Origin of the sequence: Pseudomonas gregormendelii, assembly GCF_017114825.1 — a bacterium.
In the GTDB taxonomy this organism is placed as follows: Bacteria; Pseudomonadota; Gammaproteobacteria; order Pseudomonadales; family Pseudomonadaceae; genus Aquipseudomonas; species Aquipseudomonas gregormendelii.
Genome location: NZ_JADEVO010000007.1, coordinates 105,551 through 119,496 on the forward strand (window position 1 = coordinate 105,551; position 13,946 = coordinate 119,496).

Consider the following 13,946-nt stretch of genomic DNA (forward strand, 5'->3'; position numbering starts at 1 on the left):
TTTAGATCCAAAGCGGTTATTGAAACCGAGTCAGTTTATAGTGCTAACTGGCAACAGGATTACTGCAGGTCGTCAACGCTGATTAAGCCAAGCGGCAGCCGATAGAGCAGAGGACCGCCAATTGTCGGACCAACAACAGGTGTTTCTAGCGAATAATTTCAGATTGTAAAACTTATTTTATTTACATCTGAAGTTACAGTTGATAGCGCCTCCACACGGCTAATAAAATTCAAAAAGTGAGGCGTGTACATATGTGCATCCAAATCGTCTTGACTTCTCCACACCTCGTGAATCACGAAAGATCTCTCTTCAAATGTTTCACGATACAAACTATATTCCATGCAGCCGGCTTCCAATTTTTTCGCACAAACAAGTTCATGTAATGCACTTAGTAAACCGGGGGCTTCTTTTTCGCTAACAGCCAACTTGGCAATAACATAAACAGGGGGAGCTGAAACAATATCGCTACTTTTCATAATATCCTGACGTCCGCTCTTAAGATAATTAATCAGTTCGCTCGATGATGACTTTTCCTATTGCATTGCCTGATTCCATGCGAGCGTGAGCAGCTCGCACGCCATCTACGGTAAAGTCAAATCTGCTATCTATCAATGTCTTGATCTGGCCGCGATCCACTAGTGATGCTAAGCGCTCTAGAATGTTACCGTGATGGGCACGCCCGACATTGTGAATAATTGATACAGCCATAAATACAACGTCTAATCTCAATGCTTTGAAGTGCATATCCGTAAGATCGTAGGTGTCGTAACCAATAGTCGAAATCACATGGCCTTTCAGCTTTGCAACGCGCAAGGAATGTTGAAGAACTTGCCCGCCTAATGTGTCAAATACAACATCAAACCCATCACCCTTGGTAATGCGTTGACGATAATCATCAGGAGACTCATCCTTGTAGAAAATAATTTCGTCTGCTCCCAGCCTGCGGGCAATTTCCGCTTTCTCCTGGTTGGAAACAGTTGTCGAAACACGAGCACCTAAAACCTTTGCCAACTGTATGCCGATGTGCGCTACACCACCAGTTCCACCATGAACCAGTACGTTATCGTCGGGCTGGATTGCGGCTTTGTCTACAAGTGCCTCCCACGCCGTAATCGCAACCAATGGCAGACTTGCGGCCTCACCAAAAGAAAGAACTTTCGGTTTGAGAGCGAGCATTTCGGCATCAGCCTCCATCTGCTCTGCGAGTGCGCCGGGGATACCCACAATACCTCCGAAACAGCCGTACACCTCGTCGCCGACTTTAAAGCGAGTTACGCCAACCCCGACCGAACTGACGACTCCGGCCACGTCGATATGAAGGATGGCTGGGAATTTCAGCCCGGCAGTGCCTTCGCTGCCCTTGCGAATCTTGGTATCGACCGGATTCACACTTGTGGCACGAACATCGATAAGCACGTGCCCTGGTCGAACCCCCGGAGTCTCAACATCTATTTCTGTGAAGACCCCTGTGCCGCCATGAGCGTAGATCGCAATAGCTTTCATTGAATGTTTCCAGTGCAAGGAGAAAGGCCAAACTAGCACCGTTTGCCGGTTGTGAATATGCTATAGTTCTTGATTGTTTCGGTCCTGTTGGTTGCGAATCTTATGATTGATTCCGTTGATGAACTACGCTTATTCATTGCCGTTTATGAGTCTGGATCCTTACGCGGCGCCTCTGAACATTTACGATTGACTCCAGCGGGCGCGAGCAAACGTCTCCTTACACTGGAAAATCGTCTGGGTCGGCGCTTGTTTAACAGGACCACTCGCAAGCTAAGTCCGACGACGGACGGTGAAATCTTGTACCGTTATGCCCAGAAGATATTGATATCGGTGAATGATGCAGAAAAGTTATTTCTTAACCGCACTGAGCTGGAGGGGCATCTAAGAATTACTGCGTCGGCAACATTTGTACAAAGCTATTTGTCGCCGGTTGTGAGTGAATTTCTTCGGGCCTACCCCAAGGTCATAATGGACATTATCCCGACGGATCAAGTGATGGATCTGGCAAAAAGTGGAATTAACCTTGCGATACGACATGGATTTCTTCCTGACTCAAATTTGATTGCGCGCAAAATTTCTTCTTCTCGGCGTTTGATATGCGCCTCTCCCGAATATTGGGGAAATCATGGCTTTCCGGAAAAACCAAATGACCTCATTTCATTGGATGGAGTTATTGTTGGGAAGGACTCGAGCTGGACGGTTTCGAAGGGAGATACACATCATCTCGTCAAACTAAAGAATCGGTTTTCTTCTAGTCTTGGAGAAGTCGTGCGTCAAATGGCAATCGCCGGCCATGGCGTTGCACTACTTATGGATTGGCATGTGCGCGAAGATTTAGAGAGAGGAACTCTTGTAGAGGCTCTTCCAGATTGGATAGTTGAGCCTCCTGTCGGCATCTACGCTGTCTATCCGTCAAGGGAAAATGTATCTCCAGTAGTAGAAGTCTTTATAGATCATCTTCAAAAATGGATCAAAGGGCACCCACTGTAAAATTTTGCTTCTTCGACCTGCGCGCAAACTTCTCTGCGTCGAGTAAGAAGAACTATAAGGGACGTGTCTATGTGTAGTGCTCTAGCCAAAAGCAGACGTCCATGAATGACCGCTTCCGACCCAGGCTGTGTGAAAACTCCCGCAGTTGTCTAATCTTCTGATCGTCTAGATCGTAACGGGCGATCATGAAAAGATTTATTGAAGGTGAGGCTCGGACGCAAGTCACCTTGCTGCCGGAGTGTCTGGACGATTACGTATCTGAAGAAAATCCAGTGCGCGTGGTCGATGTTTTCGTCGATGAACTCGACCTGGGCGTACTTGGTTTTGAGAGCTCTTCCTCACAGGCCCAGATGCACGCTCAATGGCCAAGAGCGGCCGAGGCACCGAAACGGTTGGTTACAACGTACAAACGCTGTCGACGACAAACACCATCTGATCATTGCCCATGAGGTGAGCAACGTTGGTAATGATCGTGGGCAACTGAGCAATATGGCGAACCCGCGTCAAAAGCAGCCTTTCGGCCACTGCTTCCCCACCCTATCGTTCTCCCCACTCGCAAGGAGCACTTCGTTCCCGCTTCCTTGCTAATCGAGGAGCGATAATGATCGATGTCTTAATCATAGGGGGTGGCAACGCTGCCTTGTGCGCCGCTCTGATGGCGCGAGAAGCGGGCGCCAGTGTGATGCTGCAGGAAGCCTCTCCGAAAATCTGGCGCGGTGGCAACTCCCAACACTCCCGTAACCTGCGGTGCATGCACGACGAACCGCAGGACGTGTTGATCGATGCCTATCCGCGCACCGTCCTGGCGGGCGGCTTGCTGGCGTCCATGACTACCACCACGTTCTACCTGATTACGGTCTACACACCGACGTTTGGCAGGACAGTACTGAACCTGAGCACCACTGACAGCATGGTGGTGACACTGCTGGTCGGCATCAGCAACTTTATCTGGCTGCCTATCGGCGGCCCCCTCTCCGACAGCATTGGCCGTCGGCCACTGTTGCTGGCGATATCGTTGCTGTGCATCTTCACCGCCTATCCCGCCATGCACTGGCTGGCAGAGGCGGCGAGTTTCGAACGACTGCTCGCTGTCCTGCTGTACTTCTCATTCTTCTTTGGCATTTACAACGGCGCCATGGTCGCGGCACTGACCGAAGTCATGCCACAGAACGTGCGGGTAGTCGGATTCTCACTGGCCTTCAGTTTGGCCACCGCAGTGTTTGGCGGTTTTACTCCGGCAATTTCGACACTGCTCGTCCAGGCCACCGGCGACAAGGCATCACCTGCCTACTGGCTGATGTTCGCGGCGGTGTGCGGGTTCACGGCGACGACGATTCTGTATCGTCGGCAAAAAACGTTGGCAGTTAGAACCGTTTAGTTCCTTGATCGCCGATCGCTCACCACGGGTCGATCAGCGGCGGGAACCGAATCAGATTGGCGTAAGGTCGATTACAGTCTTTCGTCGGATGACATCAACGTCATCCGACACGCTGAATTACTTCAACGCAGCTACCACGGCATCAAAAAATACCATCGGGTCGATCGGCTCTTTATCAACCGGTTTGGGCTGGGCACCGAAGGTGACAATTACCACGTTATTGGCGGGGTTGATGTAGATGTTCTGGCCTTGGATACCAACCGCGGAATAGGCGCCGTCTTTCACCGACGGCTCGGTCCATGCCGTCCACCACATGTAGCCGTAGTCCAGGGATTTGCCGCCTTTGAGGGTGGTCGGCAGCGTCGCCTCCTTGACCCAACCCTCGGGTAGAATCGACGCTCCATCGATCTTGCCGCCGTTCATGAAAAACAGCCCGAAGCGTCCATAATCGCGCAGCGTGGCGCTGATACCGCTGCCACCGATTTCCACACCGTCAGGTGAATCGAGCCACCACCGGGCATCACTCTCCATACCGAACGGCTGCCAGATCTTCTTCGACAGATAATCGGCCAGCGGCATCTTCACAGCGCCACGAACGATCTCTCCGAGTACCTGCGTTTCGCCAGTGCTGTAATTGTTGGTCGTGCCGGGCTCAGCCGCTCGCGGCAAACTTGCCATCAACGCCATGGCCGAACCCGGTTTTTGCGATATTTGCGCTTTGAGTAGCGCACGACGGTCAGACGCTGGGTCGGTGTAGGTCTCGTTCCACTTCACCCCCGACGACATCATCAGCACGTTGCGCACGGTTACGCCATCGTAGGCGCTGCCCTTTAGTTCTGGAACGTAATCCACCACTTGCGCATCGAGGCCCTTGATAAGGCCGTCTTTGATCGCTGCAGCCGCCAGCGTAGAGGTAATGGATTTGGCCATCGACATCGACATCCAGCGCGTTTTCTCGGTGTTGCCACGCTGATAGGTCTCGAACACGACCTTGCCGTCCTTGAGCACCAGCATCGCCGTAATGCTGTCCAGTGCGACGAAGTCATACAGGTCGTACTTTTTGTCCCCTACAGTAAAGCGCACGTCGGGCAACTGTTTTTCCGATTTCGCCATCGCATACGGGTGATCGCCGGCCTTGATCCTGTGGGTAGGGAACAGCCGGTCGATGTTGCGGTAGGTACTGACCGCAAGATCGGGGAGCATGGCGCCGTCATAGATCTGCTCGACGGTGCCAATCGGCTCCTGGGAGTGGGGATAGTCGTCAGCCCATGCGCCCGAGGTGATACCCGCAGAGAGCAGACCCAGCGAGAGAAGCAGCGCCCGACCAGGCGCAGCCGGACGAAAAATAACGGATGAGTGCATAACCTATCCTTTTTTGTTTTTGCCGTTCACGAACATTGGGACACGCACGCGCTTGAACCATAGCCTACTCATTGGGATTGCGCCGCATGGGCAGCGCTGATGGAATGGCGGATATGTTTCACGTTTATGTCTTTGCGCTCAATCGGGCACCCGCGCTCCAACCACAGATGCCCGGTAGAGCTCTCGATACGCCGCCGCCAGTTGCTCCAGATTGAAAGCCAGATTACGTCCACTGGGGTTCGGCAGAATCCACACTGCCGCGCCAGCAAACGTCTCCGCCTGAAGCCCCCATTGCAGCTGTTTTCGCCCGGACAATCCGGCGTATGCAGCTTTGCCAAGAAACGCCACGTAGCGAGGCGCACAGCGGGCGATCTTCTGCTTGAACCCGACAGCTACAGCGCTGAATTCATCAGCCGACAACTGATCCGCCCGCGCCGTCGGCCGCTCGACGACGGCGGTCAATCCGCAGCCGTATTGCAGAAGCGATTGGTCGTCTACCGCGCACACTACATGCGGGGTGAACCCGGCCAGATGCAATGTGCGCCAAAAGCGATTGCCCCGCCCTGCGAAGTGATGCCCCTGGGCGGCGGCCAACAGTCCGGGATTGATGCCGCAAAAAACCACTGACAGTTTTTCGGCCAGAATGTCCTCAAGCCCCTCTCCCACCTGACACCTCTCAGCCGCAGATGACGCGAACGGCATTACGAGCCTGCGCGCTCAGTTCCTCGCGGGATTTGCCGGCGCGGGCGCGGATCGAAATGCTGTGCAGCAACGACGACGCCAGTACCGCCAGGGATTCGGCGTCGACATCGCCTGGCAACTCGCCGGAGGCGACGGCCTTGCGCAACCGCGCTTCCAGATCAGCATCCAGTTGACTGAGTCGCAGTGACAGCACTTCGCGGATCTGCAGATCCTCGACCGCTTCAGTGGTCGCCGTGCCAATCGCAAAACAGCCACGAGGCTGGCCGTCACCCGAGAAGTAAATCGCCAGTTGCCCCTCATAGAAGGCTATCAGCGCTTGCGCAAGCGTCAGGTCGCTGTTGTTCAGCGCGGCCTGCATCGTGGCATGGGCAGTTTCCCAATATTGGTCGAGCGCCTTTATATACAGCGCGTGTTTATCGCCGAACGCGGCATAGAGGCTCGGCCGGTTCATTCCGGCGGCGCTGGCGATGCTATCCAGCGAAGCCGCCGAATAGCCGGTGTTCCAGAACACACCTAGCGCCTGGTTCAGCGCGGTCTGCGGATCGTAGGCGCGGGGACGGCCCCGGCCTTTTCCTACCGTCGGTTTATTTTGTGCCATGTCGTACAAATTCCTTGCAGGAAGGGTTAGTCACCCATATTCTTACACCATCGCACAAAATTGAGGAAACACAAATTCCTTGATTCGCAGTTTGTTGTAGCGGAGCTCGAACCGGGTCTGGCGACGACGAAAACAGCGGCAACGGAGCCACCCTCCCCCCGCCGCGCACGGGCTTGATTACTCACGGCAATGATGATGTCGGGGCCGCTGGCGATTGCGCACAGGTCGGCCCGATTTCCCGGTTACAGGTGGATTCGATCATGACTAAGCAATTCGATCTCTCGGCAACAAACGCCCAACAACATCCAGGTCCTGACCTAGGTGGCACCTCGCCAAAAAAGCAGTTCAAGGAGAAGCTTCGGCCGCTGCTCATGGCCGGCCTCCCGGCGCTGTTTGCAGCGCTGGGCTGCAACTATTACCTGGCCAACGAGCCCTTCGTTTCCACCGATAACGCCTACGCCCGGGTCGCAAAAGCCTCGATCAATGCGCGGATTTCCGGACAAGTGGTCGAGATCGCGGTGGAAGATAACCAATCGGTGCACAAGGGCCAGGTGCTGTTTCTCATCGATCCGGCGCCGTTGCAGATCGCCGTCGACCGCGCCGAAGCCCAACTGGGTAAAGCCCGGCTGCGCATTGACAGCCTCAAGGCCAGCTATCGCCAGCAACAGGCCGAACTGCAATCGGCCAGGGCGTCGGAGGATTACGACCAGAAAGAGTTCGTCCGCAAAAAAGCCCTGGTAGCCGCCGACTTCGTCTCACGAGCGGTATACGAACGGGCAGAAACCGACCTTAAAGTCTCGCACCAACGCATCGCCTCGATTGAACAACAAATCGCCAGCACGGTGGTCGCGCTGAACGGCAACGCGAACATCGCTATCGACAGCCACCCGACCGTTCGCGAGGCCAAGGCGCAGCTCGATGAGGCGCGACTGTACCTGTCCTACGCCACCGTGACCGCACCGGACGACGGAATCGTTGCCAAGGTCGACGATCTGCAAGTCGGCAACTACCTCAACAGCGGCGCGCCCGCGTTCGCATTGATTTCCAACCGCGAGATCTGGGTCGAAGCCAACTTCCGCGAGACGCAAGTCACGCACATGCGCCCCGGGCAGGCCGCGACCATTTCGATCGATACCTATCCGGATCGCCAGTTCAAGGCCCACGTTACCAGCATGAGCCCGGGCGCAGGTTCCGACTTTGCTCTGCTGCCGCCGGAGAACGCTACTGGTAACTGGGTGAAAGTAGTGCAACGGGTGCCGGTACGGTTGGAGCTGGATGAGCTTGATCCGAGCCTGCCGCTGTTTTCCGGTATCAGCGCCACGGTCCGGGTCGACACCGGGCACCGTACGCCATGGTGGCATCCCCTCAAGTCGTTGCTGAGCGCAGGTGACTTCTGATGAATACCACCACTTCGGCGGCAGCCGACGCCCGCGCCCTGCGCTTCGTCGCCCTGCTTGCGACCTACCTGCAGTCGGCCAACCTGCCGCTGCCCAACGCGGCACTGCGCCTGATTCAGGGCAGCCTGTCGATGACCGACGACCAGGCCGGGTGGATCTTCACCGCGTACCTTGCCGCTAGCGCCATCACCACGCCGGTCGCTCAATGGCTGGCCGGGCGCTTTGGTTTGAAGCTTGTCTATCAGACTGCGCTCGCCGCGTTCGCCACGGGCCTGTGGCTCGTTACCCTGGCCGACACGCCGCTGACGTTCATCGCCGCGCGCATCCTGCAAGGCCTCGCCGCCGGCGTGCTGGCGCCGTTGTCGATGGCTATTGCCATGGAGACGCTGCCCGCCGCACGCCACCAGGGCTTCGGCCCGAAATGGACGGCGCTGGTATTGTTCGGCATCGTCAGCGGTCCGAGCATCGGCGGTGTGATCTGCGAGTACTTCGACTGGCGACCGATGTTTTACCTGAGCCTGCCACTGACCGCTTACATCTTCATGGTCGTAACACTGTTGCTCTCCGAGAAGAAAGCCGCACAGCGTCCTGCATTCGATTTCTTCGGCTTTGCCAGCTTCACCCTCGGCATGATCGGGCTGCAAATGCTCCTCGACCGTGGCGAACGGCTGGACTGGTTCGACTCGCCGGAGATCTGGATCGAAGCGCTGGCCAGCGCGCTCGGGCTGTACCTGTTCGTGGTGCATGTGCTGACGCGCCAGGTGCATTTCCTCAGCAAGGGGTTGTTCGCCGACCGCAACTTCCTGTGCTCAACAGCAATCTTCTTCGCCCTCGGTTTCGTGTTGCTGTCGACCATGGCGCTGACCTCACCGATGCTCGATGAAATCCTCGGTTACCCGCCAGACACCACAGGGTTCCTGACCATACCGCGCGGCATTGGCCTGGTCGGCGCTTTCCTGCTGATGGGCCGGGCGCCGACGCGGATCGATCCTCGGTTGTTTGTTGTCCTCGGCATCGCGCTCGTGGTGTACGCCAACTGGCTGATGCTCGGCTACTCGCCACTGATGGACTGGACGCCCGTGGCCGTCAGCGGATTCGTCCAGGGCGCCGGACTCGGCATGTTGATGCCGGCCCTGAGCAAAGTCGCCTTCAGCACCCTCGAACCGCAGCTGCGCCCGGAAGCCACCGGTTTCTTCAACCTGATGCGCGTCTACGGCAGCACGCTTGGCGTGGCGGTGGTGCAGATCTACTTCTTCAACAACACCCAGTCCATGCACTCGGCGCTGGCCAGCCAGCTGACGCCCTATCGCCATTCGCTGCCGACGTCCCCGCCAGCGCTCGAGGGCTTGAACCATCTGATCACCCATCAAGCGGCGTTTATCGCGGTCATGGGCCAATTCAAGATTCTGCTAGTGGCGATGCTGGTGGTCAGTCCACTGGTGCTGTTCCTGCGCAAGCCCGTTGCGGCCAACTAATGTTAGTGGAGTCTGGAACATGAAATCTTTTACGCGCTTCATCTCGCGGCAATCGTTGCCGACGAAAATCACCCTGTTGGCGGCGCTGGTCATGTTGTCGGCCTGTACTGTCGGGCCGGACTTTCAGCGACCCGATGTCAGTCAATCGCAACACTACGACCAGCAGGCCGAGCAGACACAGGGCGCGCCGGGGGCTCAGCACGTCGACATGGGCCAACGCCTCAACGGTGACTGGTGGTCGGCGTTTCACTCGCCGAAGCTCGATCAAGTGGTGCGTCGCGCCATCGCTGGCAACCTCGAACTGGTCGCTGCCGACGCCACCATTCGCCAAGCCGCGTCCTCGGTGGCAGCCGCTGAAGGCGCGCTGTATCCGCAAGTGGATTTCGCCGGCCAGGCCGGACGCCAACGCACGCACAACGGGCCGGAACCCGTGGTGGAAAATTTCTACGCAATCGGTCCACGAGTCGCGTTTGATCTGGATGCGTTTGGTGGCAACAAACGGCGGGTCGAACAGCAGCAAGCACTGACCACTCTGCAAACCCATCGCTACGAAGCCGCGTACCTGACGCTGACCGGAGACGTCGCCAGTCAGGCATTGCTGCTCGCCTCGGCCAACGCGCAGATCCAGGCCGTGGAAACCCTGCTGGCCAACGACACGAAGAATCTCGACCTGATCCGCCGCGCCCATCAGAGCGGCAGCACCAACCAGATCGACGTATCGCTTGCCGAAACCCGCCTCGCCCAGGATCGCACCCTGCTGCCGCCCCTCGCCCAGCAGCGCGATGCCGCACGTCATGCGTTGTCGATTCTGGCCGGCGCAGGTCCGGCGGACTGGATTGCCCCCGACTTCAGCCTCGATGACTTCAACTTGCCGCAGAGCATCCCGGTCAGTCTGCCGTCGGAGATGGCCCACAGCCGGCCGGATGTGCTGCAAGCCGAGTCGGAACTGCACATCGCCAGCGCCGCCGTGGGTGTCGCCACCGCCAATCTGTACCCGCATGTCGAGCTGTCCGCCTCGCTAGCGCAAGCGGCATCCGGCAACGGGGGCGCCGCACTGTGGGGATTCGCCGCGGGGCTGACTGCGCCGATCTTCAATGGTGGCACGCTCAAAGCTGAACGTCAGGCGGCCGTCGAAGGCTACAACGCGGCACTCGCCCGCTATCAACAGACGCTGATTCAGTCGTTCGGTCAGGTCGCGGACACCTTGCAGGCGATCAACCACGGCGCGGAGCGGAGCCAGGTCCAGGACGACGCCTTGCGCGCCGCCGATAGCAGTTTGCGGCTCAACCAACAAGCTTACGTGCAGGGAGAAAACAGCGTGCTGCAGGTGCTCGAAGCCGAGCGCGCCTACCAGCAGGCGCTGCTCGGCCAGATCCAGGCCCGGACCGCGCGCTACCTCGACAGCGTGCACCTGTTCGTCGCGCTCGGCGGCCACTCGGTTGGCGTGTTCAAGCAACAAGTCGCCGCCCACGCCGCTGCGAAATCCCTCGCTCAACAACCGCTGTAACGACGGAGAAACGCCATGACCTACGAAGCCTTTAACGATGTACTACGCGACACCCGTTTACCGCTGAACAATGGCGCTGGCGCGATGCCGGCGGTGGGATTCGGCACGCTGTTCCGCGACCTGAGCACCACCACCGAAGCGGTCAAATGCGCCCTGGAAGTGGGCTTTCGCCACTTCGACTGCGCCGAGCGCTATCGCAATGAAGAACAGGTCGGCGTGGCCTTTCAGCAGGTGTTCGCCGCCGGTCTGATCCGACGCGAAGACGTGTTCGTCACCACTAAACTGTGGAACACCAACCACCGTCCGGAGCGAGTCAAAGCAGCACTCGAAGCGAGCTGCCGGCGTTTGCAGGTCGACTACATCGATTGCTACCTGATTCACACGCCGTTCGCTTTCCAGGCGGGTGACGACCAGGACCCGCGCGACGTGTACGGTCATGTGATTTACGACGGCGAGGTCAAGTTGATCGATACCTGGCGCGCCTTGGAGAACCTGGTGGATGAGGGTCGCTGCAAATCCATCGGCCTCTCGGACATCACCCTCGACGCTCTCAAGGAAATCGTCGCCGCCGCACGGATCAAGCCGGCCGTGGTGCAGATCGAATCGCACCCGTACTTGCCTGAATGGGAGCTGCTGGAGTTCTGCAAACAGCACGGCATACTCGTCCTCGCCTTCGCCCCGTTGGGCCATGGCATGCAGCCGAATGTGCTGGAGGACTCGGTGATCACCGGCATCGCCAAGCGCGTGCAGAAGACCCCGGCACAAGTGCTGCTTGCCTGGGCTGTGCAGCGCGGTACCGCGTTTCTCACCACTTCGGCGACGCCAGGGCACATTCAGGAGAACTTCGACATCAGCACCCTGCCGCAGCGCGCCATGCGGGAGATCAAGGACGAGATCACCACGCGGATTCGTTTCAACTCCGTGGTGGAGACAGGGGTGCCGGGGTTTATTCCACGCAAGAAGTGACACACGATAGATAGACGGCCTCCGAGCGAAGCCATCTATCTATTTTTCCAGTGAATTTGCGGGAGCACCCCGATGGACGTCTTCCAGAGCATGCGCTTCTTCGTCTGCGTCGCCCAAAGCGGCAGCTTCACCGCCGCTGCGCAATTGCTGGATACCACCACGACCAACGTCTCGAAAACCATCACCGCCCTCGAAACCCGGCTGCACACGCGCCTGATCAACCGAACCACTCGACGTCTGGCCCTCACGGAGGCCGGCATGCGCTACCTGAAACGTTGCGAAAAGATCATTGACGACGTGCGCGACGCCGACGACGAAGCTGGCACCGCGCAAACCCTTCCCGTCGGCCGCCTGAAAATCCACACCATGTCGGCTATCGGCAACCATTACTTGATCGACGCCATCGCCAGATACCGCGAGATCCACCCCACCGTGATGTTCGACCTGACCCTGACAAATCGCGTCCCCGACCTGCTCGAGGAAGGCTACGACATGTCCATCGTCCTGGCCCGCGACCTGCCCGATTCCGGCTTCGTTGCACAACGGCTGGGTACCACCTACAGCGTGCTGTGCGCCTCGCCGGCCTACCTGAAAAAACGCGGAACCCCCGACTCCCCCGCCACACTCGGCGAACACGATTGCCTGCGCATCGTCAACACAGTGATGCCGGAGGAAAACTGGACATTCGAAGGGCCCGAAGGCATGGAAACCATCAACATTCCGGTGTCGCCCTTGCACATCAACACCGCTGACGGCATGACCATCGCGATCAACAAAGGCATGGGAATTGGCATACAACCGATTGCATCGGCCGTGGACGGCTTGAGGGCGGGAACGCTGGTGCGGGTCTTGCCGAAATATCGGAGGGAAGAGTTGAACCTGTTCGCGATCTACCCGTCGCGCAAGTTCGTCGATGCGAAAATCAAAACCTGGGTGGAATTTCTCAAGCAGTCGATACCAGAGCGACTGGCATCGGATGAACACATCATCGGACCAGGAAACTGAGCGTAGCGGCATGGAGTGTCGACCCTCCAACGCCAGCACCGGACTCAACTTGAGCAGCCGGTCCCCATCACTTGATACTGCAAAACATGGCGCTCGCCGTAAGAGTCCTCATAAGTCATCCGAACCGGCACCGGGGCACACTCGTTGGCTGGTTCGCTGATGGAGATGACGTGCTCGATGTCCAGTTTGGTTGCGTAGTCGTAGGTCTCGATTGGGATGGTTTTGGACTCGGCGTTGTCCGCCGCATAGGCGTGTGCACCGAAGGTGCCGAAAAGTATGAGCAGGGCTGTTTTCTTGAAGGTCATGATGTTCACCGCCTCGTTGAGGAAGCCGCGAAGCGTAATTGCTGGCGGCTTGGGGGCGATGTTAGGTGGCGCGGGGTGGGAGAAAAACGGGGGGGTTGGACAAAGAGTATTGCCGGAGTTTGTATGAATCGAGGATTGCATGACCAGGGGCGGTTACGTGTTTCTTACGTTCCGCTGAAGAATCCCTTCATGAGGCTTACGTGAGAGTCTTCATGAACGGAGTAATTGGCTCAGAATAGCTTCTGATGACCGGAAGCTTTTTTGCCAGGAGCGACCTGTCGCCAATGCACGCTATCGATCCCGAATGATCTGTCAAAGCCGCTGATAGTGATGAGCGCAAGCTTAGGTCGTTCAAACGCTGCCCTCACGTTCGATGACCAGAATCCGCGCTTCTCCACGAGGATGCGCAACGTGCTCACATCCCACCCCTGCGAAAAACACGTCGCCCACCACCAATGTCACGACGCGCTCGATGCCTGATTCGCGATAATGCATATCTACCGTGCCGTCGAGGACGGCGAACACCTCCTCGCCATCATTCACATGCCATTTGTACGGCTGGTCGGTCCAATGGAGGCGGACGGTGGTTCCACCCATGTTAGCAATGTCGTCAGCGCCCCAGGCGCGAGTGGCGGTGAAATCCTTGCTACGAATAACTCTCATGGATTGTGTTTCTCGAACAGATAGCAAATTTGTCCCAATCTATCAGAACCTTTGACCGTCCACTGCTAACCAAAAAGAAGGCCAATGCGAGATGC

General features: G+C 57.4%; 13 protein-coding genes and 4 pseudogenes. 10 read left to right on the forward strand and 7 right to left on the reverse strand.

Translation table 11 applies throughout. The features are described from left to right. Positions 1-158: 158 nt before the first annotated feature. Positions 159-476 carry a putative quinol monooxygenase gene (locus IMW75_RS07505; protein WP_205892230.1) on the reverse strand — a complete coding sequence of 106 codons (318 nt, stop codon included), beginning with the start codon at positions 474-476 and terminating at the stop codon, positions 159-161. Between the two features lie 28 nt (positions 477-504). Further along, positions 505-1,503 (reverse strand): zinc-dependent alcohol dehydrogenase family protein, encoded by a 999-nt coding sequence (locus IMW75_RS07510; RefSeq protein ID WP_205892231.1) that lies wholly within the window; start codon positions 1,501-1,503, stop codon positions 505-507. Positions 1,504-1,605: 102 nt separating this feature from the next. Between IMW75_RS07510 and IMW75_RS07515 the strand changes: the two genes are divergently transcribed. The 5 genes and pseudogenes from IMW75_RS07515 to IMW75_RS07530 all read left to right on the forward strand — a co-directional run. Continuing rightward, positions 1,606-2,493: a LysR family transcriptional regulator gene (locus IMW75_RS07515; RefSeq protein WP_205892232.1), complete on the forward strand. Its 888-nt coding sequence runs from the start codon at positions 1,606-1,608 to the stop codon at positions 2,491-2,493. Positions 2,494-2,678: 185 nt separating this feature from the next. Then, positions 2,679-2,822: pseudogene (locus IMW75_RS07520) on the forward strand (IS5/IS1182 family transposase); the annotation flags it as partial. Continuing rightward, positions 2,822-2,985, forward strand: a pseudogene (locus IMW75_RS27330) (IS5/IS1182 family transposase); the annotation flags it as partial. The pseudogenes IMW75_RS07520 and IMW75_RS27330, both read left to right, overlap by 1 nt. 109 nt (positions 2,986-3,094) lie before the next feature. Then, positions 3,095-3,214 (forward strand): annotated as a pseudogene (locus IMW75_RS07525) (FAD-dependent oxidoreductase); the annotation flags it as partial. 72 nt (positions 3,215-3,286) lie between these two features. Continuing rightward, a pseudogene (locus tag IMW75_RS07530) lies at positions 3,287-3,871 on the forward strand (MFS transporter); the annotation flags it as partial. Between the two features lie 117 nt (positions 3,872-3,988). On the opposite strand, the gene IMW75_RS07535 reads toward IMW75_RS07530, so the two are convergent. The 3 genes from IMW75_RS07535 to IMW75_RS07545 all read right to left on the reverse strand — a co-directional run bounded on the left by IMW75_RS07535 (position 3,989) and on the right by IMW75_RS07545 (position 6,533). Then, complete coding sequence (locus tag IMW75_RS07535) at positions 3,989-5,233, reverse strand: serine hydrolase domain-containing protein (RefSeq protein ID WP_237142241.1); 1,245 nt, start codon at positions 5,231-5,233, stop codon at positions 3,989-3,991. Positions 5,234-5,371: 138 nt separating this feature from the next. Next, positions 5,372-5,935, reverse strand: coding sequence for a G/U mismatch-specific DNA glycosylase (mug, locus tag IMW75_RS07540; protein WP_209012748.1), 564 nt, complete (start codon positions 5,933-5,935; stop codon positions 5,372-5,374). Further along, positions 5,910-6,533, reverse strand: a complete 624-nt coding sequence (locus IMW75_RS07545; protein ID WP_205892234.1) for a TetR/AcrR family transcriptional regulator — start codon at positions 6,531-6,533, stop codon at positions 5,910-5,912. Before IMW75_RS07545 ends, mug begins: the two co-directional genes overlap by 26 nt. Before the next feature lie 260 nt (positions 6,534-6,793). On the opposite strand from IMW75_RS07545, the gene IMW75_RS07550 reads away from it, so the two are divergent. From IMW75_RS07550 to IMW75_RS07570, 5 genes are all read left to right on the forward strand, one after another. Then, the gene (locus IMW75_RS07550; RefSeq protein ID WP_205892235.1) at positions 6,794-7,930 is read left to right on the forward strand and encodes an HlyD family secretion protein; all 1,137 of its coding nucleotides are present in this window, start codon (positions 6,794-6,796) and stop codon (positions 7,928-7,930) included. Continuing rightward, positions 7,930-9,405 (forward strand): DHA2 family efflux MFS transporter permease subunit, encoded by a 1,476-nt coding sequence (locus IMW75_RS07555; protein WP_045057883.1) that lies wholly within the window; start codon positions 7,930-7,932, stop codon positions 9,403-9,405. The genes IMW75_RS07550 and IMW75_RS07555 overlap by 1 nt, the downstream gene beginning before the upstream one ends. 19 nt (positions 9,406-9,424) lie before the next feature. After that, entirely contained in the window at positions 9,425-10,912 is a 1,488-nt protein-coding gene (locus IMW75_RS07560; RefSeq protein ID WP_205892236.1) for an efflux transporter outer membrane subunit, read from the forward strand. Between the two features lie 15 nt (positions 10,913-10,927). Then, entirely contained in the window at positions 10,928-11,878 is a 951-nt protein-coding gene (locus tag IMW75_RS07565; RefSeq protein ID WP_205892237.1) for an aldo/keto reductase, read from the forward strand. A 72-nt stretch (positions 11,879-11,950) separates the two neighbouring features. Then, positions 11,951-12,883 carry a LysR family transcriptional regulator gene (locus IMW75_RS07570; protein ID WP_205892238.1) on the forward strand — a complete coding sequence of 311 codons (933 nt, stop codon included), beginning with the start codon at positions 11,951-11,953 and terminating at the stop codon, positions 12,881-12,883. A gap of 44 nt (positions 12,884-12,927) precedes the next feature. Here the strand turns inward: IMW75_RS07570 and IMW75_RS07575 are convergent, their stop codons facing one another. Then, the gene (locus IMW75_RS07575) at positions 12,928-13,188 is read right to left on the reverse strand and encodes a DUF2790 domain-containing protein (protein ID WP_045057893.1); all 261 of its coding nucleotides are present in this window, start codon (positions 13,186-13,188) and stop codon (positions 12,928-12,930) included. A gap of 351 nt (positions 13,189-13,539) precedes the next feature. Further along, positions 13,540-13,851 (reverse strand): cupin domain-containing protein, encoded by a 312-nt coding sequence (locus IMW75_RS07580; protein WP_004880438.1) that lies wholly within the window; start codon positions 13,849-13,851, stop codon positions 13,540-13,542. Positions 13,852-13,946: the final 95 nt, after the last annotated feature.